Genomic DNA, 24,123 nt, shown 5'->3' with positions numbered 1-24,123 from the left:
ATCTTACTCCAACAGAAGCGTATTGTGGAAATTGCCTGCTAGTAATTTATAGGCGAAAGTCCCGTCCCAGATAAACACTTAAAACATGCTTATCCTGAAGGATTTCATCTGGACTGCCTTTTGCGATCACCTCACCCTCGTTGAATATATAGGCACGCTCACAAACGCTCAGTGTTTCACGTACATTATGATCGGTGATTAATATGCCGATACCTCTCGCAGCCAGTGCCTTGATAATACCCTGTATATCCAGAACAGAAATCGGATCAACACCGGCGAAGGGTTCATCCAGCAGGATAAATTGTGGATCCATGGCTAAGGCGCGGGCTATTTCCACACGACGTCTTTCACCACCGGACAATGCCATGCCTAATGATTTGCGGATGTGACCAATATGGAATTCTTCGAGTAATTTTTCCAGCAACTGTTTTTTGGCAATGATACTGAGGTTTTTCCGGGTTTCGATAATAGCGTAAAGATTGTCTTCAACGGACAATTTACGGAATACCGAGGCTTCCTGTGGCAGATATCCTATCCCCAATTGTGCCCGGGTATGGATAGGTTCGTGGGTAAGTTCGCGTTGATTGAGAAAAATACTGCCGTGATCAACTGGAATCAATCCGACAATCATGTAAAAACTGGTCGTTTTACCCGCCCCATTGGGACCAAGCAAGCCCACAATCTCACCACTGTTTACTTCAAGGGAAATATTTTTAACAACCAACCGATCGCCAAATTGCTTGGCGAGCGACCTTGCAGAAAGCTGACTCATTTAAATTCCGTGATTATTCAGGATTCATTTGCAGGTAGCGTGCACTGACCCAACCAATAATGGCTTTATCCCCACTCATACCTCTGACTTGTACCCATTCAGGCTGACGGGTCAGCACGATCACTTCAGTGTTTTCGACAAACGCCCCAAGTCGTTCATATTGAGTCCCGGGACCGGTTCTGACATTCAAAGTGGTCTGAGTTACCGCAGTAGGGTAGCTCATGTCCGATTGCTGTTCAGGAGCCTCAGTTAACGGTTGAGGCGCTTCAACAGCAGGTTCTGCCGGTTTACTTTTATTTTTTTCGCGTTGACCAGGCGGCTGGATGGTGATGTGAACGCGACCACTGGACTGTTGCTGTCCATCGACTTCGACCGGTCTTGAGTTGGCAATAACAATATTTCTGTCGATATCGTATTCGATATGATTGCCACGGAATTCATCGCCTGACTGCCAAACATAACCCTGGCCGACCAGAAAGATACGTTGTTTGCTGGCATGGTATTCCATCTGCAGGGCTTTTGCTTTAACCGGTTTATCCCCTTCCTTATGTACTTGTTCATAAGTGGCAAGGTTACCTTCAGCAATAGCTTTTTCCAGTTCGCGGTTTTCGTCATAGAAAAAAGTAATGACATCACCTTCGATACGTAAAGTGCCCTGTGTCAGTATGGCATCGCCTTTATATTGCGTGACACCGGTTTCATCATCAAGCTGCGCGTGATCTGCTTCAATATTTATCGGTTGCTCGCGATCACTTGGTAAGGCGAGGGCAATGGATGGGATGATGGTCATTCCCCAAAGCAGATTAATTAACAGGTGGCGCATTATATTGTCCTCTCACCCTAGAGTGCAGATTAATAGTTTCTTCTTGTAAAGCGGCATGAAAACCCACTGAATGGGTATCGCCATGAGGCGATTTCATGGTCACCGGCTGATCGGTATACGCCGTGTTGTTGACAGTATCCAGATTCAGAACTTCAGTTAATAACTGTATTTCCGGTTGATCTTTGTTGGTAATAATAACATTGCCGGTGAGAAGAATGTTCTCGCCTTCACCCTGAGTTTCAGCATGATCTGACTCAATGATCCAATCATTGTTTTCCGGCGCAATAAACAGGGTGTTTGGACTGAAAATTTCAGTACGGTCATTCTCCGGATAGTGATACAGCGTTTCTCCGGTAATTACCCGCGATGGTTTGCCATTGATATCCATTACCGTCATCTTGAAATCGGTCATTCCAAAATCGATACTGTAGTGCACGGCGCGTTCAGTTTTTGGTGCCTCAGGTTTGCTAAGCAACATCCACAGACTGATCCCCGCGACTAGCAGTAAAGCAATTTTGATATAAATTGGAATATTAAAAATGGCGTTCAATTTGGTCCTGCAGGGTTCCCTGTCCTTCCATTATTAATTCACATACATCACGGGCAGCACCTCTACCACCCATGGACGGAGTGATCCAGTGCGCATGTTTTTTCACCACAGCATCAGCATCCTGAACGGCTATCGCTAAACCGACTCTGCTCATGATGGACAAGTCCACCCAGTCATCACCGACATAAGCACATTGTTCCGGTTTCAGCTTAAGGGTTTTTAACAGTTCCTCAAAGGCTGGCAGCTTTACTTTTTGTCCCTGGTAAACCAGATTAATTCCAAGACTTTGCATACGATGTTCAACCACTCTGGAGGTGCGTCCAGTGATAATAGCAATATCGACACCGGTGTATTGCAGCAGTTTCATGCCGTGGCCATCACGCGAATTAAATGCCTTATGTTCCTCACCATCATCACCAATAATGATACTGCCATCAGTCAGTACACCATCGACATCAAAAATAACCAGTTTAATTTGTTTGGCGCGAGCCGTTATATCTTGCATTGATCTGTCCTGAAAATTAGACCACACCGGCACGTAATAAGTCGTGCATATTCAGTGCGCCTGTTAAGTTATGGTTTTTATCGGTAATCAACAGGCCGTTGATTTTATATTGCTGCATCATCTGTAATGCTTCTGCGGCAAGCATCTCTGCATGCCCCGTTTTACAATGTTGTGTCATATGTTCCTGCAGCGGGGCGGTTAAAATATTTACTTCCTGTGCCAGGACTCGACGTAAATCACCATCGGTGAAAATCCCCACCAATTTGTCATCATTATCGACCACGGCGGTCATGCCCAAACTTTTGTCGGACATTTCAATCAGCGCTTCGCGCAGCAATGCCTTTTCATTTACTTTAGGGATGGCTGCGCCGATATGCATGATGTCGCTGACACGTAATAACAATCGTCTACCAAGATTGCCACCCGGGTGAGAAAGGGCAAAATCTTCAGCGGTAAAGCCACGAGCTTCCAATAACGCAATGGCCAGTGCATCCCCCATCACTAATGCGACGGTAGTACTGGATGTTGGGGCCAGTCCCAATGGGCAGGCTTCTTTTTTAACACTGACGTTGATAGTTGCATCAGCACATAACGAAAGTGTTGAGTCCATACGACCACTCATAGTGATTAATGGTACGCCCAGTCGTTTAATCAACGGCAATATGGTCAGAATCTCGGCAGTTTCACCGGAGTTGGATAATGCCAGAACCACATCTTTGTCGGTGATCATACCTAAATCACCATGACTGGCTTCTCCGGGATGAACAAAAAATGCCGGACTGCCGGTGCTGGCCAACGTAGCAGCGATTTTACTGCCGATATGGCCTGATTTACCCATGCCAATCACCACAATACGACCCTGACATTGCAGCAGATACTCACATGCTCGAACAAAATCATCATCCACTCTATCGCGGAGCAACATGACAGACTCCAGCTCGGTATCGATGACTGCCAGCGCCAATTGTTTTAATTTATCCGAATCTATTTTCATATACCGTTATGCACACCTTGATACGCCAGCAAACTTATATAGCCTGCATAAACCAGTAGTAATAATAAACCAACCGGGCGTCCCAATCGGCCTTTTAAACAAAATCTTGCAAACAGATAAAGCACGATTGTCAGGCCAATCATAAAGCTAAAATCGCGGGTTAGCAGTAGCGAATCTACTTTCGTTGGGTGAATCAGACCCGGCATGGCAAGAACAGCAAGCAGATTAAAGATATTTGAACCAAGAATATTGCCAACGGCAATATCATGTTCATTTTTCAGAGCAGATGAAATACAGGCGGCTAACTCTGGCAGACTGGTGCCAATGGCAACGACGGTTAAGCCAATCACTAAATCACTTATGCCCAACAATTGCGCGACACCAGTTGCTCCCCAGACTAAGAGTTTGGCTCCCCCAGTAAGGCAATTAATCCTGTCAAAAACAGTACGATGGATTTTTTCAGTGAGCGTTTTGGCTGCTGATATTCCTGAGTAAATTCAATTTTCAGCGGATCGTCCTTAGCACTTTTAACAGCCAGCCATGCCATGCCTCCTAGCGTCAATATAAAGCCTGTAAACAGAACCAGGCCATCAATCCGATCCAGTTGCATATCCCAGAGCAATAACAACAGGGAGAGGAACATGATAAAGACTAATACCGGAAATTCTCTTCTCAGGGTAATGGAGTGAATCGCCAGAGGAGTGACCAGAATCGTGACGCCCAAAACCAGTCCAATATTGGTGATATTGGAGCCAATGGCATTGCCAATACCCAGGGCAGGAGCACCATCAAATGCAGCGAATGCTGAAACTATCATTTCTGGAGCAGAGGTACCAAAACCAACGATAGTTAAGCCGACAATTAAGGGAGCAACCCCCAGGTTCGATGCAATGCCTGCCGCACCATCAATAAATTTATCCGCTCCCCAGATCAATAGGACCAACCCACTGATAATGGCGCTTATAAATAGAAAAGAAGTCATTTAATAACCGATGATGGAACCTTAAAAATAAAAAGAGCCGGACTAAATCCGGCTCTTTTTATTATAACGGTGGAGAATTGTTATGTCGCGATGTATTACTGGTCATCGAACAAATCAAAATCATCATCATCTGGCGGGTTACCATCGTAAACCAGATATTGACGACGCTGCAGATAGGCATTTCTTACGTATGCATATTCGTCATCCGTAGCTTCATCCAAAACCCGTTCTGACTTAAGCAGATTGGCACGGGTATCCACTAAACGTGTTCCTGCAAAGGCATTACGTGCGCCCGGACCCTCAACATACATCACCGGGTCAGTAAACATATCGCCCACTAAACCAAATGAGTCACGCACAGTGCGGGGACCAAAAAACGGTAATACGATGTATGCGCCGGGTTCAGCACCCCAGGCTCCCAGTGTCTGGCCGAAATCTTCGTTACGTTTCTTGTTGCCAGCATGACCGGCAACATCAAAGATACCTGCCACACCAACGGTGCTGTTTAACAGAAAACGACCTGTATCATCAGCTGCCTGGCTGAATTTACCTTGCAACAGGCTGTTGATGGCGACTGTAATATCATTCAGATTACTGAAGAAATTGCTGACGCCCCAGCTGATCGCATCAGGAACAACAACATCGTAACCCTTGGCAACAGGCTTTAACACGGCACGATCTACAGTATCGTTAAATTGATACATTGCACGGTTATAGCTTTCATATGGATCACGTTCATCAGATGATTGTACGGTGGCACAACCTGTGAACAGAACCAATAAACCGAGCAGGCTGAGCCTGGAAAAAACTTTTAGATCGAACATTGTGGCATTCCCTGAAACAAATTTAACGAGAATAATCTCACGGCAGTTCCAGGCTAATCAAGTGATCTGTTGTACCAATACCAAGAAAGTATGATGGTGTTGTCACTTTGCAACATCAAAAGAATGTTTCATCCGCTTTTCTGGCCCAGCATTTGCGCAGTTTTAACCTGTGATTCTGGATGGTTGTTATACATATAACCGGAAAATACTTCGCTGCATTTGTGCCAGCTATTTTCATGTGCATAAGCAATACAATCGGTTTTTTGCAGATTCAGCGCATTTAACGCCGCCTTATGCAAATCCCAATCCAGCTCGCCGGTTTTGCCCTGAATAATAATATCTTTAGGCCCGGTGACCGGATAAGCGGCTACAGGCAGACCGCAAGCCATCGCTTCCAGAATTACCAAGCCGAAGGTATCGGTTTGACTCGGAAAAACAAAAACATCTCCTCCGGCCAGATAGGCAGCGAGTTCTTCAGCAAATTTGGCACCGGTAAAGATCACATCAGGATAGCGTTTTTTCAACATCTCCAGATCAGGACCATCGCCAATCACTACTTTACTGCCTGGTAAATCCAAATCCAAAAATGCTTCAATGTTTTTTTCGACTGCAACCCGGCCCATATTGATAAAAACCGGGCGGGGTAAGTCATAATTTTTGGCATTATCTTTCGTGAATATATCGGTATCGACACCTCGTCCCCATACATAAACATCTTGAAATCCATATTCTTGCAAGCGTCGCTGTTGTGAAATGGTAGGTACCAGTGTTCTCACCGCCGGGCGATGAAAACGCCTTAACCATGCATAGCTCCAACTAAGCGGAATCGGTAAACGCAAACGCAGATATTCTGGAAACTGAGTATGAAATGACGTGGTGAAATGGATATTATGACGCAGACACCAACGTCTGGCGGCCATGCCTAATGGACCCTCAGTGGCAATATGCACTGCATCGGCTTGCAGATTGTCGAGCATATTTGCCAGTTTTCGGTAAGGCAGTAATGCCAGACGAATTGAGGGATAACTGGGACAGGGAATCGTTTTAAAATTCAGCGGCGTGAGCATGGTAACGTCATAGCCCATTTCCTGCAGATGGTCACGGGTTTTCCCCAGAGTGCGCACAACCCCGTTGACCTGTGGCTCCCAGGCATCGGTAATAATCGCCAGTTTCATCAAGCGGCTTTGGCAATCAAAACGTGCTGATTAAATACTTCAGCCCAAGGGATGATTTCCATCTGACCATCTGGATGTTCAACCAATGCTGTGCAGCTCTCTACCCAGTCGCCACAATTATAGTAATCGATATCATGTATGCGCGTTATTTCCGCACGGTGAATATGGCCGCAGACCACACCATCCACCCCTTGTTTAGAAGCTTCATGCGCCACAGCTTCTTCAAAATTACTGATGTACTGGACCGCATTTTTCACTTTGTGTTTCAAAAACGCTGCCAGTGACCAGTAAGAGAAGCCCATCTTACGGCGGAAATAATTCACCCAGCGATTAGCTCTAAGTAAAAATTCATACAAACGGCTGCCGATTTTGGCCAGCATCGGCGAAATTTTCACTACGCTATCGAATTGATCGCCGTGAATGATTAACAACTTACGTTTATCGGCTGTGGTATGAATGATTTCGTTATGGATCTGCACATTACCGAACACCGCACCATCATAATCCCGCAGAATCTCATCGTGATTACCGGGAACAAAGATGACCTTGGTATTGTGCTTGGCTTTACCGAGCAGGGTTCGGACTACGTTATTATGTTCTTGAGGCCAGTACATGCGTTTTTTCATTTCCCAGACGTCGATAATATCGCCGACCAGATAAAGATATTCGCATTCCACATTATGTAAAAAGTTAAGGAGGAGCTCGGCACTGCAGCCTCGGAAGCCAAGATGGATATCCGAAATGAACACGGTGCGAACTTTCAGCTTTTGCTTGTGACTTAGTTGTGTTTGCATAAGGCACTCATTCACTTAAAATTCTGAGCAAACCTTATCTATTAGATATTGCAGTGTGATGACCGTTTTGTTGCGTTACCATGACAATAACTTCACGCGCTACACTGCGGGCGATACCGAACCTAATCAGGACACTATTATGAGCAACCCATTATTGGAAAATCACCGTTTACCGCCATTTTCCGCAATAAAAGCCGAACATGTTGAGCCCGCAATTGATCATGCGTTGAGCACAGCACGCAATAAAATTGACACTATTTTGAGCACACTTTCAGAGCCAACATGGGACACATTGGTACAGCCAATGGAAGATATGGATGCCCTGATTGACAGTGTCTGGTCGCCAGTAAGTCATATGAATTCGGTGGTCAACTCGGAAGAGCTGCGTCAGGCCTATAACGCTTGTTTGCCTAAACTCAGCGAGTTTTCGACTGAGTTGGGCCAGAATGAAATGCTGTATCAGGCCTATAAAGCCATTGCCGAAGGCGCTGAGTATCAGAAATTGGATACGGCACAGAAAAAAGTCATTGATAATGCGGTCCGTGATTTTCGTCTGTCGGGCGTTGAGCTGGATCAGCAACAACGTGATGAATTCAAAAAGCTGTCACAGCAAATGACTGAACGCACCGCCAAGTTTGAAGAAAATTTGCTGGATGCCACTCACGCCTGGCGTAAGTTGATTACCGACGAGTCATTATTATCGGGTTTACCACCATCCACTATTGAAATGGCCGAGCAAATGGCCAAGCGAGAAGGCGAGGAAGGTTGGTTGTTTACCCTGGATTTCCCATCGTATATGCCGGTGATGTCCTACGCTGATAATCGTGAATTGCGTGAAGAAATGTATACCGCGTTTGCCACTAAAGCCTCAGACCAAGGTCCGAATGCGGGCAAATGGGATAACACTGAAGTGATGCTGGATATTCTGAATCTGCGTCATCAACTGGCAAATCTGCTGGGGTTTGCCAATCATGCCGAACGTTCTTTGGCCACCAAAATGGCGCAATCACCGCAACAGGTTCTGGACTTTCTGCAGGATCTGGCCAAGCGCTCAAAACCGATTGCCGAGCAGGAATATGCAGAATTACGCGCCTTTGCCAAATCCACTGCCGACCAGGATCAACTCGAAGCCTGGGATGTCACCTATTTTGCTGAAAAACTACGTCAGCAGCGTTATTCAATTTCACAGGAAGAATTAAAGCCGTACTTTCCGGAAGACAAAGTAGTGAATGGGCTGTTTGCCGTGGTCAATCGTTTATACGGACTGGATATTCGGGAACGCAAGGATGTTGACGTCTGGCACAAAGACGTGCGCTTTTTCGAAATTGTCGCCGAGGATGGCAGCGTACGTGCTCAGTTCTATCTGGATTTATATGCCCGTCAGCATAAACGTGGTGGCGCATGGATGGATGAATGTAAAGCACGCCGTCGTACTGCCGAAGGAATCGAAATTCCAGTGGCGTTTCTGACCTGCAACTTTTCTGAACCCGTCGGCGATAAACCGGCTCTGTTCACCCATGATGAAGTGACCACTTTATTCCATGAATTTGGTCATGGTCTGCATCATATGTTGACCAAAATTGAATATGCCGGTGTGTCTGGTATTAATGGTGTGGCCTGGGATGCAGTCGAGCTGCCAAGTCAGTTTATGGAAAACTGGTGCTGGGAGCGTGAAGCTTTGGATTTGATTTCCGGCCATTACCAAACGGGTGAAAAATTGCCTGATGATTTGTTCGACAAAATGCTTGCCGCACGTAACTTCCAATCGGCAATGATGATGTTACGTCAGCTGGAATTCTCGTTATTTGATTTCCGGTTACATCTGGAATTTAACCCGAATGAACCGAATCAAGTCGATAAGATTCTGGAACAGGTGCGTAATGAAGTCACCGTGGTGAAACCGCCCAAATTCAACCGTTTTGCGCACAGCTTCGCTCATATCTTTGCTGGCGGTTATGCCGCCGGTTATTACAGCTATAAATGGGCAGAAGTGCTGTCAGCCGATGCGTTCTCCAAGTTTGAAGAGAAAGGGATCTTTGATCGGCAGACTGGTCTGGAATTTCTGGAAGCGATTCTGGAGCAGGGTGGTTCCCGTGAGCCAATGGAACTGTTCATCGAATTCCGTGGCCGTGAACCGCAGATTGATGCGTTATTAAGACATACCGGTATTGCCGCGTAAACAAAAAAGGGCCGAAAGGCCCTTTTTTATAAGTAAGTATTCTGATTTTATGAATTCATACAAATTTGCGCGGATTCCTGTGCAATTTGAATCATCATCGCCGCCTTATCTTTAGATAGGTTGCCTGCTTCGATATCCTGCAACATCTGTTGATTCAAATCATGCGTGGTCTGTGCGATATCTGCTCCCTGAGCTACCGGCATAATGGCTTTTTCACTATATTCCTCAGAGAACTGGAGCAACGCATCCAGTTGGCAACTGGCCATTTTAGTCACATAGGCATTTGCCTCATCATCGATTGCACGGGCTGACATTTCAGGTCTATCAGCACTCAACTTTTGTACAACTAACGGTTTCAATTGCTTGGTGTAGTTTGTTTTATAGTTTTCTTTATCCTGATCATCAATTGCCAGAGCTTGCTGTGCAGCGAAAATAAAAGGTAACGCCAGTAATAATTTTTTCATTTTATATTTCTCAAATTGGTAGCCAGATAAACATCAGACTTTCTATGAATGACTTTAAAGTGGCCGGTATCAAATTGTTGTGAATTGCTGGAGTGAATCCACAGTACAGCTTTACATAGTTGAATACTGAAAAGCAAAAGAGCACTTCAGTGCTCTTTTGACCGCTTATTAAATACGAGATTTAGCGTAGCTGACTATCCTTACTGCCTCGCCGATTAAACAGATTGAACGCCTTGTTTTCCTTATCAATAATTTCCTGACATTTCACACACAGTCGAACACCGGGAACCGCCTCACGTCTTGCTTGGGGAATTTCCTTCTCACACTCTTCGCAATGCGTCAGACTTTCACCCTTTGGTAAACGAGAACGAGCCTGTTGAATACCATCTTCAACACTGGCATCAATCTGATCCTGCACCGCACCATCTTTAGACCATCCTCCAGCCATAACAACCTCCAACTGACTGAGTTAACAGCTTTATTTAAGCATATTAAACCTATATTGGGGTGGATGCGATAAAACGCAAGATGATAAATATGAATTGTATTTCAAGGGTCGGTTGGGTTGAGCTGGCGAAACCAAACAATCTCAATTTTAAAGCAGGAACCTAATTGTTGAGATGAGCACCAATTATCCCCTTTTGTGTTGACGAGTAGCGGCTTTTTGTCAGGATTAGAGACTTACCTGTTTGAGCGAAGCGAGTTTGGTGAGTCTCCCTGACAAAAAATGCAACGCAGTGGAGCCGCAGGCCAACACAAGGGGTGCCCTGGGGTTGTTAGGGGAATGGGCACGCATTCCCCTTACTCGACAGGAAGTCGAAACAAAATAGTTCTATAAAAAGCGAAATGTGTGTTTCGTAAATTCAAAAACTTCATTGAGTTAATGACTTGGAACGCTGCCGCGGGGCGTTCATTTCTTTTGTTTGCCCAAAAGAAACGAACCAAAGAAAAAGGCACCCCATGTGTTGGCCTGCGGCTCCCGATAAAAATGGTTATCCCAGGGAAATCGAAAAAACTCGCTGTGCTCAGACATTCCGATTTCTAATCCTGAGATAACCATTTTTATCGGCAACACAAAAGGGGGATCCACTAGCCTCACGTTTTGGGACCTTCCCTAAATGCCCTTATACGAAGCCGAGCATCGCAGAGCTGGTCGGATCAGCATGACGGCTGTTTGACCGAAGGGACAAATTTGTCTGGAACAAATTTGGACGCCGAAGATGCCCGAAGGGTGAGTGGCAGGGATGCCACGAATCAATTTCCGTCATGCCCGACCAGATCGAGAAGCGCAGGGAACCCGCAGGGCGAGTATGGGCTGGCCTTTTTTGGTTCGTTTTTTGACCACGCAAAAAATGAACAGTGGGCTTTAGTCCATAATTAAAAATCAAGTTTTCGTAAAATTACATTGATAACAATTGCTTATGCTCAAGGTTTGGTGCTCACAGTACTAAGGTGCTCATTGTGCTCACCATTCTCATGGAGAGGAGGGGATAAAATGTACGATGAAAACTTTAGAAAATTATTACTGGAATAGTCGATAAGTTTCAGTCTCTCAATGGCGAATTAATCCAAAATAATTCAATAGAGATAGCTGCTAAGCCAAATCATGTCCTAAGCTGGTAAGCTACAACATTACTTTTCACAAATCATATCTCATGAAATACACCGACCTAAGAGACTTCATCACCAACCTGGAAAAACAGGGCGAACTAAAACGCATTACCACCGAAGTAGATCCCCATATGGAGATGACGGAGATTTGTGATCGGGTGTTGCGTGCCGGTGGTCCGGCGATTCTGTTTGAGAACCCGAAGGGCAGCAAGATTCCTGTGTTGGCCAATTTGTTTGGTACGCCGAAACGCGTTGCCTTGGGGATGGGTGAGGATTCGGTTGAAGCGCTTCGGGAAGTTGGCAAGTTGTTGGCATTTCTGAAAGAGCCTGAGCCGCCGAAAGGTATGAAAGACGCTTGGGATAAGTTGCCGATCTTTCGTCAGGTGTTGAATATGGGCCCGAAGGTGGTGAAAAAAGCCCCTTGTCAGGAGCAGGTGATTGAAGGACATGCCATTGATCTGAGTGAATATCCGATTCAACTCTGCTGGCCGGAAGATGCTGCACCGTTAATTACCTGGGGCTTGGTCGTCACTAAAGGTCCACATAAAACCCGACAGAATTTAGGCATTTATCGCCAACAAGTCATCGGTAAAAATCGGGTGATTATGCGTTGGTTATCGCATCGTGGTGGGGCACTGGATTTTAAGGAGTGGCAGCAAACGCATCCGGGTGAACCATTTCCGATCGCTGTGGTGTTGGGCTGTGATCCAGCCACTATTTTAGGTGCTGTAACACCGGTGCCGGACACACTGTCCGAATATGCGTTTGCTGGATTGCTACGCGGTAGTAAAACCGAATTAGTGAAATGTATCGGCAGTGATCTGCAGGTGCCTGCTCAATCTGAGATTGTCCTGGAAGGTTTTATCTATCCGGATGATATGGCACCGGAAGGACCATACGGTGATCACACCGGTTATTACAATGAAATCGACAGCTTTCCGGTATTTACCATTGAGCGAATTACTCAGCGTAAAAATCCGATTTATCACAGCACGTATACCGGTCGCCCACCCGACGAACCGGCGATTCTGGGCGTGGCGTTAAACGAAGTATTTGTGCCGATTCTGCAGAAGCAGTTTCCGGAAATTGTCGATTTTTACCTGCCACCTGAGGGCTGCTCGTATCGGATGGCCGTGGTCAGCATGAAAAAACAATATGCCGGTCATGCCAAGCGAGTGATGATGGGGGTTTGGTCGTTTTTAAGGCAGTTTATGTATACAAAATTCGTGATCGTTGTCGATGATGATGTGAACGTGCGTGATTGGCAGGATGTGATCTGGGCCATTACCACGCGAATGGATCCGGCGCGCGATACGGTTTTAATTGAAAATACGCCGATTGATTATCTGGATTTTGCTTCACCGGTATCAGGTCTTGGCTCAAAAATGGGCATGGATGCTACCAATAAATTGCCTGGCGAAACTAACCGCGAGTGGGGTAGACCGATTGAGAAAGATCCGGCGATTGTCGCTCGGGTTGATGCGATTTGGTCAGAGTTGGGATTGGATGACGACGACTCAGCCCGGTAATTGAATACCGACAAAAGCCAACAGATTCAACACTGCCATAATTATCAGCAGCCAGATGGTGAATTGCATACCAATAATCCGGCGAGTAATGATGGCTTTGCTGACGCCATTGGCATGAATCAGTCGACCAATAATAAACAGGCTGCCCAGTAAATGAATTAGCCAGGCGGGGCCCTGACTGAGTTCTAATAGTAATAACAACAGCAAACCAATCGGTAGATATTCCACAGCATTGGCATGAGCACGAATTGCAGCAAGTAAATCCTGTTGGCCACCATCGCCTAAAGCTACTTTATGTTGCCGCCGCAGACTAATGACTTTTCGTGCTAGGGCGACAATCATCAGAGCGGCCAAAGCGGCATACATTCCTGTAATCATTGTCAGTACCTATAAACCATCAGTATTGGACTCTACCCAGCGTTCGCCACTCTGGTTCTGTTCTTTTTTCCAAAACGGCGCTTTATATTTCAGCTCTTCGATTAGCCAGTTGCATGCATCCAAAGCCGCACGGCGATGGGCCGACCAGCAACCGATTAATACAATTGCTTCACCGGGAAATACTTCGCCGACGCGATGCACGATAAGGCAATCATTTAATGGCCAGTCGGTTTTAGCCTGTTTTTCTAATTGTTCGAGATAACGTTGAGTCATGGCGGGATAATGTTCCAGCGTCATGGTTCTGACGGTGGCATCATCGTTATAATCACGCATGGTTCCGATAAAGCTGGCAGCTGCACCATCTCTGCCTGCAGGCATCTGCTGGGAAAACTCACTGAGCCATTGATAAGGCTGAAAGTCTTCATCGAGAATATGCGTGGCCATGATTAACCTCCGGTGACGGGGGGAAGAAAGCGACTTCATCACCATCATTCACCTGACTTTGCATATTGGCATAGTCAAGATTGACGGCGACCAGTAGGTTGTTTGGTGGCGTGGCTGATTGCGTCGCCAAATCCCAAACCTCGGTCACAGTGGAAGCCTGTTCTACTGTGGTCTCACTCTGTCCCAGACTTTCTCGCAGGCTGGCAAAAAATTTGACTTGAATAGACATCTGGTTAATTGTTTCCTGGATCAAAACATAAGGATAACACCCAAAATGGCAGAATTAACGCATTTTAATCAGGCTGGCGAAGCACACATGGTCGATGTCGGTGATAAGGCAGTGACGCAGCGCAAGGCCGTCGCCAGCGGAAGGATTATCATGTTGCCGGAAACGCTGAAACTGATTGAGCAGGGCAATCATAAAAAAGGGGATGTGTTGGGCATTGCCCGCATCGCCGGCATTATGGCGGCCAAACGTACCTCGGATTTAATTCCGCTATGTCATCCGCTGGCATTAAGCAAAGTCACAGTCGAATTTGAAATTGATGCAGCCAATAATGCTGTAAATTGTCAGGCTGAAGTCGCTACATCGGGCCAAACCGGTGTGGAAATGGAAGCACTTACCTCGGTACAGGTTGCGTTGCTGACTATCTACGATATGTGTAAAGCGGTCGATCGCGGCATGGTGATCTCCGACGTCTGTCTGCAGGAAAAAGCTGGTGGAAAATCAGGTCACTGGCAACGTTCTATATAAAGAAAAAATTCTTCAATCCACTTCTTTATTCACAAAATTAAGTTTGAATTCAGCAACCGTTGCCTAAACTGAGAAATAGGATTTTTTCCTATGTGCTCGGGTAATGATTTTCTCGAAGCCCGCAACCTAACGCTGAGTTATTCAATGTCTAATTTTGTTTCAAAACTGCTGTTTGTTTTATTTCTCGTATTACCCATGGCGAGCCACGCATCTGAATTGCGTTTATTGATTGATATGCTGCATGAGAATGGCATGGTCAGCGAAGAACAGTATGGTCGTTTGTTGGCTGAGCTGGAGCAGAACCAACAGAAAACGGCAAAAGAAAAACAGGAAATAACCGAAAAACTTGAATTAGCCACTCAGCCGCCTGAAGTGGAAGTCACCACTAAAGGTGGGCTTCGCGTTAGAACGACTGATGGTCAATTTGAAACCCGCCTGCGGGGGCGTTTAATGATCGATGCCGCCGATTATGATGGTGCGCCTCAAATTGCCGATGGAACCAATATTCGTCGTGCTCGCCTCGCCTGGTCTGGCCGGATATTCAGTGATTGGATATACAAGGTAGATTACGATTTCACGGATGGCGGTGAATTAAAAGATTCGTATATTGGTTACACCGGTTTTCCTCAAGCTCGTTTAAGAATGGGGCTTATGGAAATTCCTTTAGGCCTGCAATATCGCAGCAGTTCGGCCAATTCTCAGTTGATTGAACGCAGCCTACTTGGAGCATTTGGTGGGGATCGTTATATCGGTTTGATGGCCGATACCAAGCGTCAGCATTGGAGTGCCGCCGCTGGGGTTTTTGGTGATGATGCCAATGAACAGCGCGAACGAAATGATGAGGGTTGGGGGGGGGTGCACGCCTCACGATTTCACCCATCAATCATAACAATAAGGTTTTACATTTTGGATTGGCATCTTTTTACCGGCATTTAAATGATCAGGCGACATTGAGATTTGATGAGCAGCCCGAAGCCCGGGTGGCTGGTTTTGATATTGTTGATACCGGCATTATTCCTGGAGCTCGAACTTATACCCGAAGCGGAGTGGAATGGGCAGCAGTACGAAATCGCTGGTCTGCTCAAGCTGAGTACATGGTGACCGATGTACGTCGAACAGTGTGGCAGGATGTTGGATTTTCTGGGGGGCATATTCAAAGCGGTTTTTTCCTGACCGATGATTCGTTGAATTATGAAAATGGTGATTTCGGTAGTCCGTATCCAAATCATCTTGTGGGCGAGGGCGGTTTTGGAGCTTGGGAACTGGTTGCGCGATACAGCACACTGGATTTAACCGATGAAGATATTATTGGTGGCGAAATAGACAGTCTCACTTTTGGGCTGAACTGGTATCCGGTGCCAATGCTACGATTTTCTGCCAATTACATTAATGTTCTGAATGTTGATGATGGACCAAATGCAGGACAAGAACCGCGTATTTTTCTGGTACGCAGCCAATGGGCGTTTTAGCTGAAATATTACAATTACGATAAGTGATTTTCGAAGTTACATAATTATCTGGAGATTAAATTAATAAAATCTGTAATGCCCAGCGTTTCACCATTAACAAAACAGCTAACTAAGAGTTGGAAAAAATGTTTAAAGACGGGGTTAATCGCTAATTTTTGTGCAGGGTTTTTGATAAATTAGAACTTCATCACAATAGCAAAAGATTACTATTTTCTTGGATAAGAAATATTAATGCTGGTTCCAAATATGTCGATAATATTACAGAAAATTTTCGACCATAAAAAAGGAACAAACTTATGCTATTCAAAAAACACCTGCTGACAGCTGCCATCGGCCTGTCTCTCAGCTTTTCGGTTCAGGCATCGGAACTGGAAACATTGATTAATATGCTGCATGAAAATGGCATGGTTACTGATGAACAGTACGGCCGGCTGATGGGTGAGCTTGCTGAAAACAAAGCCACTAAAGAGCAGGAAAAAGCAGAGATAAATGAAAAGCTGGCTGAAGCAACCAAACCCTCAGATATTGAAATATCTACTAATGGCGGTTTATCACTAAAAACCCGAGATGGTCAGTTTTCTACAAAAGTTGGTGGGCGGCTACAGGTTGATGCCGCCGCTTACGGTGGTTCACCTGATATGGGAGATGGAACTGATATTCGTCGTGCCCGTTTGTATATCGCCGGTCAGCTGTATCGCGATTGGGGTTATAAGCTGGAATACGAGTTTGATAACGACAGTATTACCGATGCCTTTATTTCATATGATGGTTTTGAAAACTACCAAATTATGGCGGGTCATTTCAAAGATCCATTCAGTCTTGATTATATGATCAGCGCCAACAATACCATGTTTATGGAGCGGGCATTACCCACTGCGTTTAATGCTGGACGACATATGGGATTGATGGGAGCTCGTAACAGTCAGTATTGGACTTTGGCGGCCGGTTTATTTGGCGATACTGTCGGAAATACTGGTGGTGCTGAGGATGAAGGCTGGGGCTGGAGTTCGCGTGGAACCCTGTCTCCGGTCAATGAGCCTGGTAAAGTCGTACATTTTGGTCTGGGTTTGAATTATCGCGATTTGCAACCTAGTAATGAGGTACGTTTTAGTCAAGCTCCCGAATCGGCTGTCTCTGGTGTGCGCATTGTGGATACTTCTACATTAACCAATGCCGACACGATGCTGAAAACCGGTCTGGAATTTGCCACTGTCATGGGACCGTTTACCGCTCAGGCAGAATATATCCGTACATCCGTGGAACGTGACAATATCAGCGATGCTGACTTTGATGGCTGGTATCTTCAAAGCAGTTATTTCCTTACCGGTGAATCGCGTCCATATAAAAACGGCGTGTTTGGAGGAATAAAACCCGATCGCAGAGTTGGTGACGGTGGTATTGGTGCATGGGAAGTCGCGATGCGTTATAGCTCGCTGGATTTGAATGATGGTGCGATTGAAGGTGGTGAAGCAGATTCAATGACCTTGGGGCTGAACTGGTATCCAGTGCCGATGTTACGTTTCTCAGCCAATTATGTGCATGTCCTGGATGTCGATGGCGGAACGTTTGATGGCCAGGAACCTGATGTATTCCAGGTTCGCAGTCAGTGGGCATTCTAATTCAGATATTCAGTTAAAAACTGTATAGAAAAGCCGCTGTTATCTTGAGCTAACAGCGGCTTTTTTGTTTATCTGGTAAGGATTATTCGGTTTCAGGTAGTGCGGTGAAAAACAATTGCTGATTATTCACCATGAAGCTATCGATAATCTGCTTACCAGGTTCACCGGTCACAAAATTAATGTACTGCTTTGCCATGCCTGTTTGAACATGAGGGTGTTTTTCGGGATTAACCGCCATAATGTGGTATGGATTGGATAACTTTGCATCGCCTTCAAACAGCAGTTTTAACTGCATTTTTTCCTGATAGGCTATCTGTGTACCCCGATCTGTTAAGGCATAACCCGACATTTCATCGGCGATTTTCAGTACCGCCCCCATACCTTGACCGGCTTGCACATACCAGTCGCCAGAGGGATTGATATCGGCAGTTTTCCAGAGTTGGAGTTCTTTTTTATGGGTACCGGAATCATCTCCTCTGGAAACAAAGCGACTACCTGATTGAGCAATTTTTTGCATGGCTTCAGTGATGGTTTTAGCGGAAGTAATCCCCGCAGGATCATTCACTGGACCAACTAATACAAAGTCGTTATACATGACGTAGCGACGATCAATGAAATAATCCTTCTCGACATATTCAAGCTCAGCTTTTGGGGCGTGCACTAATGCCACATCGACATCGCCATTAGCACCAAGCTTCAATGCCTGGCCGGTGCCAACCGCAATTACCGCAACATTAATATCAGTAGATTCGGTAAAAGCTTTATTTAATAAAGCTAACAAGCCAGTGTTATCGGTGCTCGTTGTTGTAGAGAGTTTGAGCAATTGTTCGGCATGAACATTAGTGCTCAGCAGTAAGCTGAGAAATAACAGAATAAATAACCGTTTCATCATGAAATATCTCGACAGAAAAAAATCAATATATTCCATCATATATATCGATGGGAGTAAACGTGTTTTTCCAAATGGTATCAAGGAGTGGCTAAAGGCTGTGTGGGTGAGAAGTTTTTTTATTTATTAGTCTATGGATTGTGGACATATTGTCAGGTTGTCGATTTTGATGAGCCTCTTTGCCAGCTTCCTGATTTTGAATCATTACGTCTGGCCACATTAACCCTTTTGGCACTATAGTGAATAAAGGCAATGAGTAAAGCGGCTTTTGCCTGTCAAAGCGCTTTTATTACCGCTATCTGCAACACACCTTTATTGAGTTTTCAGAATACCGTGCCATGGGAACCTGTTTGCAAGAGCCCCCACAGTTACTGGTTAACCTTGTTCAAGTAAGCGCCGTAGATCAATCATTGCGGCATTGGCTCTGGAAACATACGAAGCCATAACCAATGAATGATTGGCAAACAGGCCAAAACCACTACCATTAAGAATGATCGGGCTCCAGACAGTAGCCTGAGTGGCTTCGAGTTCACGAATGATTTGGCGCAGACTGATTAGCGCGTTTTTCTTTTGCAAGACATCGGCAAAATCATGTTCTGCCGCTTTAAGCAGATGAATCATTGCCCAGATTGAACCGCGGGCTTCATAAAATACATCATCTATTTCCAACCAGGGTGTTTTGGTGACTCGTTCAGGTGAAGTTAAGGTTGATTGATGGGCCTCAGGATCACCTGCCAATGCGGTATTAATCTGAACTTGTCCTACACTGGCGCTGAGCCGTTGTGAGAGACTACCCAGGCGTTTTTCAGCCATACCCAGCCACGCGGCCAGATTATCGGCACGTGCATAAAACTGTGCTTCGTCCCGCTGCGGATCCGCCAGACGGGCCAGATAGCTTTCCAATGCCTTGATACCGTCTCGATACTCACTTTCTGTGGGAGGAAACAGCCATGAATCCGAATTGAAATTAAATTGCGGTTCGGCAATGATCAGGTCTTTATCTTCTGCAGATTGCGATTGTGAGCGACTAATATCGTTACGTAGCGATCGTGAGTAGTCACGAATCTGCACCAGCACACCGAACTCCCAATTGGGCATATTATCCATCCACACGGATGGGGGCATCACGTCGTTGGTCAAATAACCACCCGGCTTATCAAGCAAGGTATTGGCAATAGTGATCAAGGTGGCGGTAGATGTGTAACCAGTGACCATATCGTGTTGTTTTTCGCTGGCGATTTCGCGAGCGTTTACCTCAGGATCAAAGGCACTGGGTGGATTACTCCACCACAACATGATGACGATAAAAAAACCAGAATGACGGCAATCGCTATCATTAGCGCTTTGGATATCTGCCGACGGCTGTCAGGATCGCGGAGGGAATCAATAAAATTCCACCATAACTGACGACTGCGCTGAAAAAAAGAGTTTGCGGGCATAAAACATCCAGAAAGATTAATTGTCAGATTTCACCATAGCGTATTTTTGACAGCAAAAAAATGTTTAGGGTCTGTTTATTTTTCAAAGCAGTCACTATTTTTGAAAGATAAACAGACCCTAAGTCCTGCCGGGAGAGCTTTCCCGTTATTGTGCGGGATAATTTCCTGAAAAGTTTACGGTATTAAGCTTGACGTATGGCCTGATTGAGCTGAATAATGGCCGGTTTGAAGATGCTTTTGATGAAGCGGGGGACGCTTTAAGTATGACACTCAGAGTTGAGATAGAAGATCTGGCCAAGCATTTTGGCGAGATACGGGCTGTGGATGGTGTGACATTCTCAGTCAGTAAAGGCGAAGTTCTTGGATTTCTGGGCCCGAACGGCGCAGGTAAATCCACCACAATGAAGATGATAACCGGCTTTCTGGCGCCCACTCGCGGTACAGTCAGAGTCTGTGGTTATGATGTTTTAACGGATCCGATTTCGGTAAAAGCGAATCTGGGATATTTACCTGAAGGTGCGCCAGCTTATGCTGATATGACGCCGGACAGCTTCCTCAAGTTTATTGCTGATATTCGTGGATTGTCCGGAGCGGCTAAAAAACGTGCAGTAGCTTCCGCTGCAGAACGTGCTCGAGTCCTGAATGTGATGTATCAACCGATTGAAACCTTGTCTAAAGGTTACAAACGTCGGGTGGGGCTGGCACAGGCGATTCTGCATAACCCACCCGTATTGATTATGGATGAACCGACTGACGGTTTAGATCCGAATCAAAAGCATGAAGTACGGACGCTGATCAATGAAATGGCAGAAGATAAAGCCATTATTATCTCAACGCATATTCTGGAAGAAGTAAATGCTTTGTGTACACGTAATGTGGTGATCGCCAGCGGTAAAGTTGTGTTTGATGGAACGCCTGCCGAATTGGAGCAAAAATCACGCTACCACAATGCGGTCGTACTGTCGGTCAACGAAATTGATAACACCAAACTGTTGCAGTATGTCGCCGAATTGGATTTTGTTGCGGAAACTGAATTATTGATGGCGGGTAACGGTATCCGGGTGTTCCCAAAAGACAGCGCTCATATCACTATCGCCCTGTCAGAAAAAATTCGTGAACAGGGTTGGGAAATTGCTTCGCTTTATGCTGAGAGCGGTCGCCTTGATGAGGTTTTCCGCAGTATTACTTTGCCTAGAACTGCAGGAGTTAAATGATGAATGTGCTGAATATCTGGTTCATCATGAAACGTGAATTCGGTGGTTACTTCGCCACCCCGGTTGCCTATGTTTTCATTATAATATTTTTGTTGCTGGCAGGTTTTTCGACGTTTTATGTGGGCAATTTCTTTGCTCGTGGCGAAGCCGATTTATATCCCTTCTTCTCCTTACATCCCTGGTTATACATTTTGTTGATTCCTGCAATTTCGATGCGTTTATGGGCCGAAGAACGTAAAAGTGGATCGATTGAGCTGTTAATGACCTTGCCGGTGTCGGTATTTGAGGCTGTTCTGGGCAAATTCTTTGCTGCCTGGGCGTTTACCGGTCTGGCATTAATTCTCAATTTCCCGCTTTGGATCACGGTGAATTATCTGGGTAATCCAGATAACGGCGTGATTTTTACCGGTTTTATCGGCAGCTTCCTGATGGCAGGTGGTTTTCTGGCCATCGGTTCCTGTGTATCAGCCTCCACTAAAAATCAGGTTATTGCGTTTGTGCTTAGCTTGATTGTCAGCCTGATATTTGTGCTGGCGGGCTATGGCATTGTGTTGGATTTCTTTAGTAGCTGGGCTCCACAACCTCTGGTTGATGCGATCAGTTCATTCAGTTTTCTGACCCACTTTGATGCGATTTCCAAAGGGGTAATTGATTTACGTGACATATTGTATTTCGCAGCGCTTATCACTATCTGGCTGTTTGCCAACGCCCTGATAGTGAATGCACGTAAAGCCGATTAGGAGCACCAGTCAGCAATGAATAAACAATTATTATCCAAAACCGGTTTGATTCTGGCCGTTATTCTTTTTATTGCCTTTATTATTGTGGTAAATGGCAATTTTAAATCTGCTCGGGTCGATTTGACCGAAGACAAACTGTATACCTTATCGGAAGGTACGCTGAACATTCTGTCTTCGTTACAGCAGCCTATAACGTTAAGGTTCTACTATTCCGAGCAGGTAGCTCAGGCTTTGCCATCATTGAAAGCCTATGCTCAACGCGTTCAGGAGCTGTTGATGGAATATCAACGCGCCTCAGACGGCATGATTCAGGTCAAAATTATTAATCCAAAACCTTTCACCGATCATGAGCAGCGAGCAAAGCAATATGGTCTGCAATCGATTCCCATCGAAGGTGAGCCGGATCCACTATTTTTCGGTGTAGCCGGTACCAATATTCTGGATGGTCTGGAACGTATCCGTTTCTTTCAACCGGAAATGGAAGATGTTTTGGAATACGATCTGACCAGAATGGTTTATCAACTATCTGACGTAGAGCGTAAAAATGTGGCAGTAATGAGTTCATTGCCAATTGATGGGGAAGATTACGATCCCCTTAAAGGACAGCTGGATACCGAAGGTGGTGCTAAACCCTGGGCGGTAATGGGTAAATTGCGTGAGATGTTTAATGTTTCGGTCTTACCGGAAGACATTCGTCGTATTCCATCATCAGTTGATTTGCTAATGGTTGTGCATCCCAAGGAATTACCTGAACAAACCTTATATGCCATAGACCAATATGTGTTGCAGGGTGGAAAATTAATTACCTTTGTGGATCCATATGCTGAAGTTGATGTACCGGAGAAAGATCCTGATAACCCGATGGCAGCAATGGTCGCAAACCGTAGCTCAAATATGCCTGAGTTGCTGACTACTTGGGGCGTTGAACGTGATGCTTCTGATGTGGTTGCGGATAGAAAAACAGCTCGGGAAGTGGATTTTGGGGCCCAAAGTAATAATCAGCCGATTGAATATGTCTTGTGGAATGCTTTGACCCAGGAAAACATGAATTCTGAGCAGCGTATAACTTCAAAGTTACGTAAGCTCAATGTGGCAACTGCAGGTCATTTTAAAATTCTGGATGACAAGACTACTGAAGTAACCCCTCTATTGAGTTCCAGTGATGAGGCTATGCTGGTGGATAAAAGGGTGGTGCAGTTCCGTAATGATCCAGTGGCTTTATTAACTAAGTACCAGCAAGGAACAATCAGCTATCCGTTAGCAGTTCGTATTCAAGGCAAGTCGCGTTCGGCGTTTCCTGATGGTGTCAAAGCCGATGGTGGCAAGATGGTGAAAATGCCTGATCATTTGAATGAATCCCAAAATGGTATTGATGTGATTGCAATTGCTGATGTGGATATGCTGGATGATCGTTTCTGGGTCATTATGCAGGATTTCTATGGTGAGGATTTAGCCTTTAATACCTCCAATAACATCGACTTTGTACATAACGCTATCGAAGAATTAACCGGCGCTGAGGGACTGATCAGTGTACGTTCCCGTACTGGTTTCACTCGTCCATTTGTCCGTGTCGAAGCTTTACAACGTGAAGCTGAGAGACTCTACCGGGCGAAAGAACGCGAACTGGAAAACAAATTACAGCAAACCCGTCAGCGTATCGCTCGCATGCAGGTGGAGCGGAATGGTTCTGGTGCCGAAATCATGACGCCAGAGCAACAGAAAGAAATTGCTGAATTCAGGGCGATTGCCGATCGTACCGAATTAGAATTGCGGGCGGTAAAAGGTAACCTGCGTAAAGATATCGATCAGTTGGAAACGTTGGTCAAGTTCATCAATATCGGATTGATTCCGATTGTGGTGGCCATACTGGCACTGATTACCGGCTGGTTAAGAGTGCGTAAGCGTACTCGAGGCCGTTTCCAATCGTAAATTCTGCATGCGTTAAATGACGCTTGTATCAAACTGAACAGACAGG

The 24,123-nt window shown here is 45.5% G+C and carries 26 protein-coding genes; 9 read left to right on the top strand and 17 right to left on the bottom strand.

Annotated elements, in window-relative coordinates; translation table 11 throughout:
• Positions 1-46 precede the first annotated feature (46 nt).
• The 10 genes from lptB to AC08OG_RS13470 form a co-directional block, all read right to left on the bottom strand.
• A complete protein-coding gene (lptB, locus tag AC08OG_RS13515) occupies positions 47-772 on the bottom strand; it encodes an LPS export ABC transporter ATP-binding protein (RefSeq protein WP_292356447.1) in 726 nt (241 codons plus the stop codon).
• A 13-nt stretch (positions 773-785) separates the two neighbouring features.
• Positions 786-1,595, bottom strand: coding sequence for a lipopolysaccharide transport periplasmic protein LptA (lptA, locus tag AC08OG_RS13510; protein ID WP_292356446.1), 810 nt, complete (start codon positions 1,593-1,595; stop codon positions 786-788).
• A complete protein-coding gene (gene lptC, locus AC08OG_RS13505; RefSeq protein ID WP_292356444.1) occupies positions 1,576-2,145 on the bottom strand; it encodes an LPS export ABC transporter periplasmic protein LptC in 570 nt (189 codons plus the stop codon). Before lptC ends, lptA begins: the two co-directional genes overlap by 20 nt.
• On the bottom strand, positions 2,129-2,650 hold the full coding sequence (gene kdsC / locus AC08OG_RS13500; protein ID WP_292356442.1) for a 3-deoxy-manno-octulosonate-8-phosphatase KdsC: 522 nt from the start codon (positions 2,648-2,650) through the stop codon (positions 2,129-2,131). Before kdsC ends, lptC begins: the two co-directional genes overlap by 17 nt.
• 16 nt (positions 2,651-2,666) lie before the next feature.
• Positions 2,667-3,644 carry a KpsF/GutQ family sugar-phosphate isomerase gene (locus tag AC08OG_RS13495; RefSeq protein ID WP_292356440.1) on the bottom strand — a complete coding sequence of 326 codons (978 nt, stop codon included), beginning with the start codon at positions 3,642-3,644 and terminating at the stop codon, positions 2,667-2,669.
• Positions 3,641-4,015, bottom strand: coding sequence for a sodium:calcium antiporter (locus tag AC08OG_RS13490; RefSeq protein WP_482929735.1), 375 nt, complete (start codon positions 4,013-4,015; stop codon positions 3,641-3,643). The genes AC08OG_RS13495 and AC08OG_RS13490 overlap by 4 nt, the downstream gene beginning before the upstream one ends.
• A gap of 26 nt (positions 4,016-4,041) precedes the next feature.
• The gene (locus AC08OG_RS13485) at positions 4,042-4,626 is read right to left on the bottom strand and encodes a sodium:calcium antiporter (RefSeq protein WP_482929734.1); all 585 of its coding nucleotides are present in this window, start codon (positions 4,624-4,626) and stop codon (positions 4,042-4,044) included.
• A 95-nt stretch (positions 4,627-4,721) separates the two neighbouring features.
• Positions 4,722-5,450 (bottom strand): MlaA family lipoprotein, encoded by a 729-nt coding sequence (locus AC08OG_RS13480; protein ID WP_292356437.1) that lies wholly within the window; start codon positions 5,448-5,450, stop codon positions 4,722-4,724.
• 128 nt (positions 5,451-5,578) lie between these two features.
• On the bottom strand, positions 5,579-6,625 hold the full coding sequence (locus AC08OG_RS13475) for a glycosyltransferase family 4 protein (protein ID WP_292356436.1): 1,047 nt from the start codon (positions 6,623-6,625) through the stop codon (positions 5,579-5,581).
• Entirely contained in the window at positions 6,625-7,419 is a 795-nt protein-coding gene (locus AC08OG_RS13470) for a UDP-2,3-diacylglucosamine diphosphatase (RefSeq protein WP_292356434.1), read from the bottom strand. The genes AC08OG_RS13475 and AC08OG_RS13470 overlap by 1 nt, the downstream gene beginning before the upstream one ends.
• A 139-nt stretch (positions 7,420-7,558) precedes the next feature.
• Here AC08OG_RS13470 and prlC point away from each other — a divergent pair, with 139 nt between their 5' ends.
• Positions 7,559-9,598: an oligopeptidase A gene (gene prlC / locus AC08OG_RS13465; protein WP_292356713.1), complete on the top strand. Its 2,040-nt coding sequence runs from the start codon at positions 7,559-7,561 to the stop codon at positions 9,596-9,598.
• A gap of 47 nt (positions 9,599-9,645) precedes the next feature.
• Here prlC and AC08OG_RS13460 read toward each other — a convergent pair whose 3' ends face one another.
• Together AC08OG_RS13460 and AC08OG_RS13455 are read right to left on the bottom strand one after the other, a co-directional pair.
• The gene (locus AC08OG_RS13460; RefSeq protein WP_292356432.1) at positions 9,646-10,062 is read right to left on the bottom strand and encodes a hypothetical protein; all 417 of its coding nucleotides are present in this window, start codon (positions 10,060-10,062) and stop codon (positions 9,646-9,648) included.
• 181 nt (positions 10,063-10,243) lie between these two features.
• Positions 10,244-10,510 (bottom strand): DksA/TraR family C4-type zinc finger protein, encoded by a 267-nt coding sequence (locus tag AC08OG_RS13455; RefSeq protein ID WP_292356430.1) that lies wholly within the window; start codon positions 10,508-10,510, stop codon positions 10,244-10,246.
• 1,207 nt (positions 10,511-11,717) lie between these two features.
• Here AC08OG_RS13455 and ubiD point away from each other — a divergent pair.
• Positions 11,718-13,202, top strand: coding sequence for a 4-hydroxy-3-polyprenylbenzoate decarboxylase (ubiD, locus tag AC08OG_RS13450; RefSeq protein ID WP_292356428.1), 1,485 nt, complete (start codon positions 11,718-11,720; stop codon positions 13,200-13,202).
• Here the strand turns inward: ubiD and AC08OG_RS13445 are convergent.
• Genes AC08OG_RS13445 through AC08OG_RS13435 form a run of 3 tightly spaced genes read right to left on the bottom strand, consistent with a single transcriptional unit; the run spans position 13,191 to position 14,253 of the window.
• A complete protein-coding gene (locus AC08OG_RS13445; RefSeq protein WP_292356426.1) occupies positions 13,191-13,580 on the bottom strand; it encodes an MAPEG family protein in 390 nt (129 codons plus the stop codon). The genes ubiD and AC08OG_RS13445 overlap by 12 nt on opposite strands.
• A gap of 9 nt (positions 13,581-13,589) precedes the next feature.
• The gene (locus AC08OG_RS13440; RefSeq protein WP_136554095.1) at positions 13,590-14,024 is read right to left on the bottom strand and encodes a molybdenum cofactor biosynthesis protein MoaE; all 435 of its coding nucleotides are present in this window, start codon (positions 14,022-14,024) and stop codon (positions 13,590-13,592) included.
• Positions 14,002-14,253: a MoaD/ThiS family protein gene (locus tag AC08OG_RS13435; protein ID WP_482929733.1), complete on the bottom strand. Its 252-nt coding sequence runs from the start codon at positions 14,251-14,253 to the stop codon at positions 14,002-14,004. Before AC08OG_RS13435 ends, AC08OG_RS13440 begins: the two co-directional genes overlap by 23 nt.
• A gap of 45 nt (positions 14,254-14,298) precedes the next feature.
• Here AC08OG_RS13435 and moaC point away from each other — a divergent pair, with 45 nt between their 5' ends.
• From moaC to AC08OG_RS13415, 4 genes are all read left to right on the top strand, one after another.
• Complete coding sequence (moaC, locus tag AC08OG_RS13430) at positions 14,299-14,778, top strand: cyclic pyranopterin monophosphate synthase MoaC (RefSeq protein ID WP_292356419.1); 480 nt, start codon at positions 14,299-14,301, stop codon at positions 14,776-14,778.
• 144 nt (positions 14,779-14,922) lie between these two features.
• On the top strand, positions 14,923-15,714 hold the full coding sequence (locus AC08OG_RS13425) for a porin (protein WP_482929732.1): 792 nt from the start codon (positions 14,923-14,925) through the stop codon (positions 15,712-15,714).
• Positions 15,690-16,247 carry an OprO/OprP family phosphate-selective porin gene (locus AC08OG_RS13420; protein ID WP_482929731.1) on the top strand — a complete coding sequence of 186 codons (558 nt, stop codon included), beginning with the start codon at positions 15,690-15,692 and terminating at the stop codon, positions 16,245-16,247. The genes AC08OG_RS13425 and AC08OG_RS13420 overlap by 25 nt, the downstream gene beginning before the upstream one ends.
• A gap of 296 nt (positions 16,248-16,543) precedes the next feature.
• Entirely contained in the window at positions 16,544-17,866 is a 1,323-nt protein-coding gene (locus AC08OG_RS13415) for an OprO/OprP family phosphate-selective porin (RefSeq protein ID WP_482929730.1), read from the top strand.
• Between the two features lie 82 nt (positions 17,867-17,948).
• Here AC08OG_RS13415 and AC08OG_RS13410 read toward each other — a convergent pair whose 3' ends face one another.
• Positions 17,949-18,758: an ABC transporter substrate-binding protein gene (locus tag AC08OG_RS13410; protein WP_482929729.1), complete on the bottom strand. Its 810-nt coding sequence runs from the start codon at positions 18,756-18,758 to the stop codon at positions 17,949-17,951.
• A 372-nt stretch (positions 18,759-19,130) separates the two neighbouring features.
• Positions 19,131-20,051 (bottom strand): DUF2333 family protein, encoded by a 921-nt coding sequence (locus tag AC08OG_RS13405; RefSeq protein WP_482929728.1) that lies wholly within the window; start codon positions 20,049-20,051, stop codon positions 19,131-19,133.
• 406 nt (positions 20,052-20,457) lie between these two features.
• Between AC08OG_RS13405 and AC08OG_RS13400 the strand changes: the two genes are divergently transcribed.
• From AC08OG_RS13400 to AC08OG_RS13390, 3 genes are read left to right on the top strand one after another with little or no spacing between them, the layout of a single operon-like run.
• Positions 20,458-21,408 carry an ABC transporter ATP-binding protein gene (locus AC08OG_RS13400; protein ID WP_292356711.1) on the top strand — a complete coding sequence of 317 codons (951 nt, stop codon included), beginning with the start codon at positions 20,458-20,460 and terminating at the stop codon, positions 21,406-21,408.
• A complete protein-coding gene (locus AC08OG_RS13395; protein WP_292356405.1) occupies positions 21,408-22,148 on the top strand; it encodes an ABC transporter permease subunit in 741 nt (246 codons plus the stop codon). Before AC08OG_RS13400 ends, AC08OG_RS13395 begins: the two co-directional genes overlap by 1 nt.
• Before the next feature lie 15 nt (positions 22,149-22,163).
• Positions 22,164-24,077 (top strand): GldG family protein, encoded by a 1,914-nt coding sequence (locus AC08OG_RS13390; protein ID WP_482929727.1) that lies wholly within the window; start codon positions 22,164-22,166, stop codon positions 24,075-24,077.
• Positions 24,078-24,123 lie beyond the last annotated feature (46 nt).

Source organism: Methylophaga sp. F7 (assembly GCF_056863975.1).
This window is presented reverse-complemented; position numbering and strand designations above follow the sequence as displayed.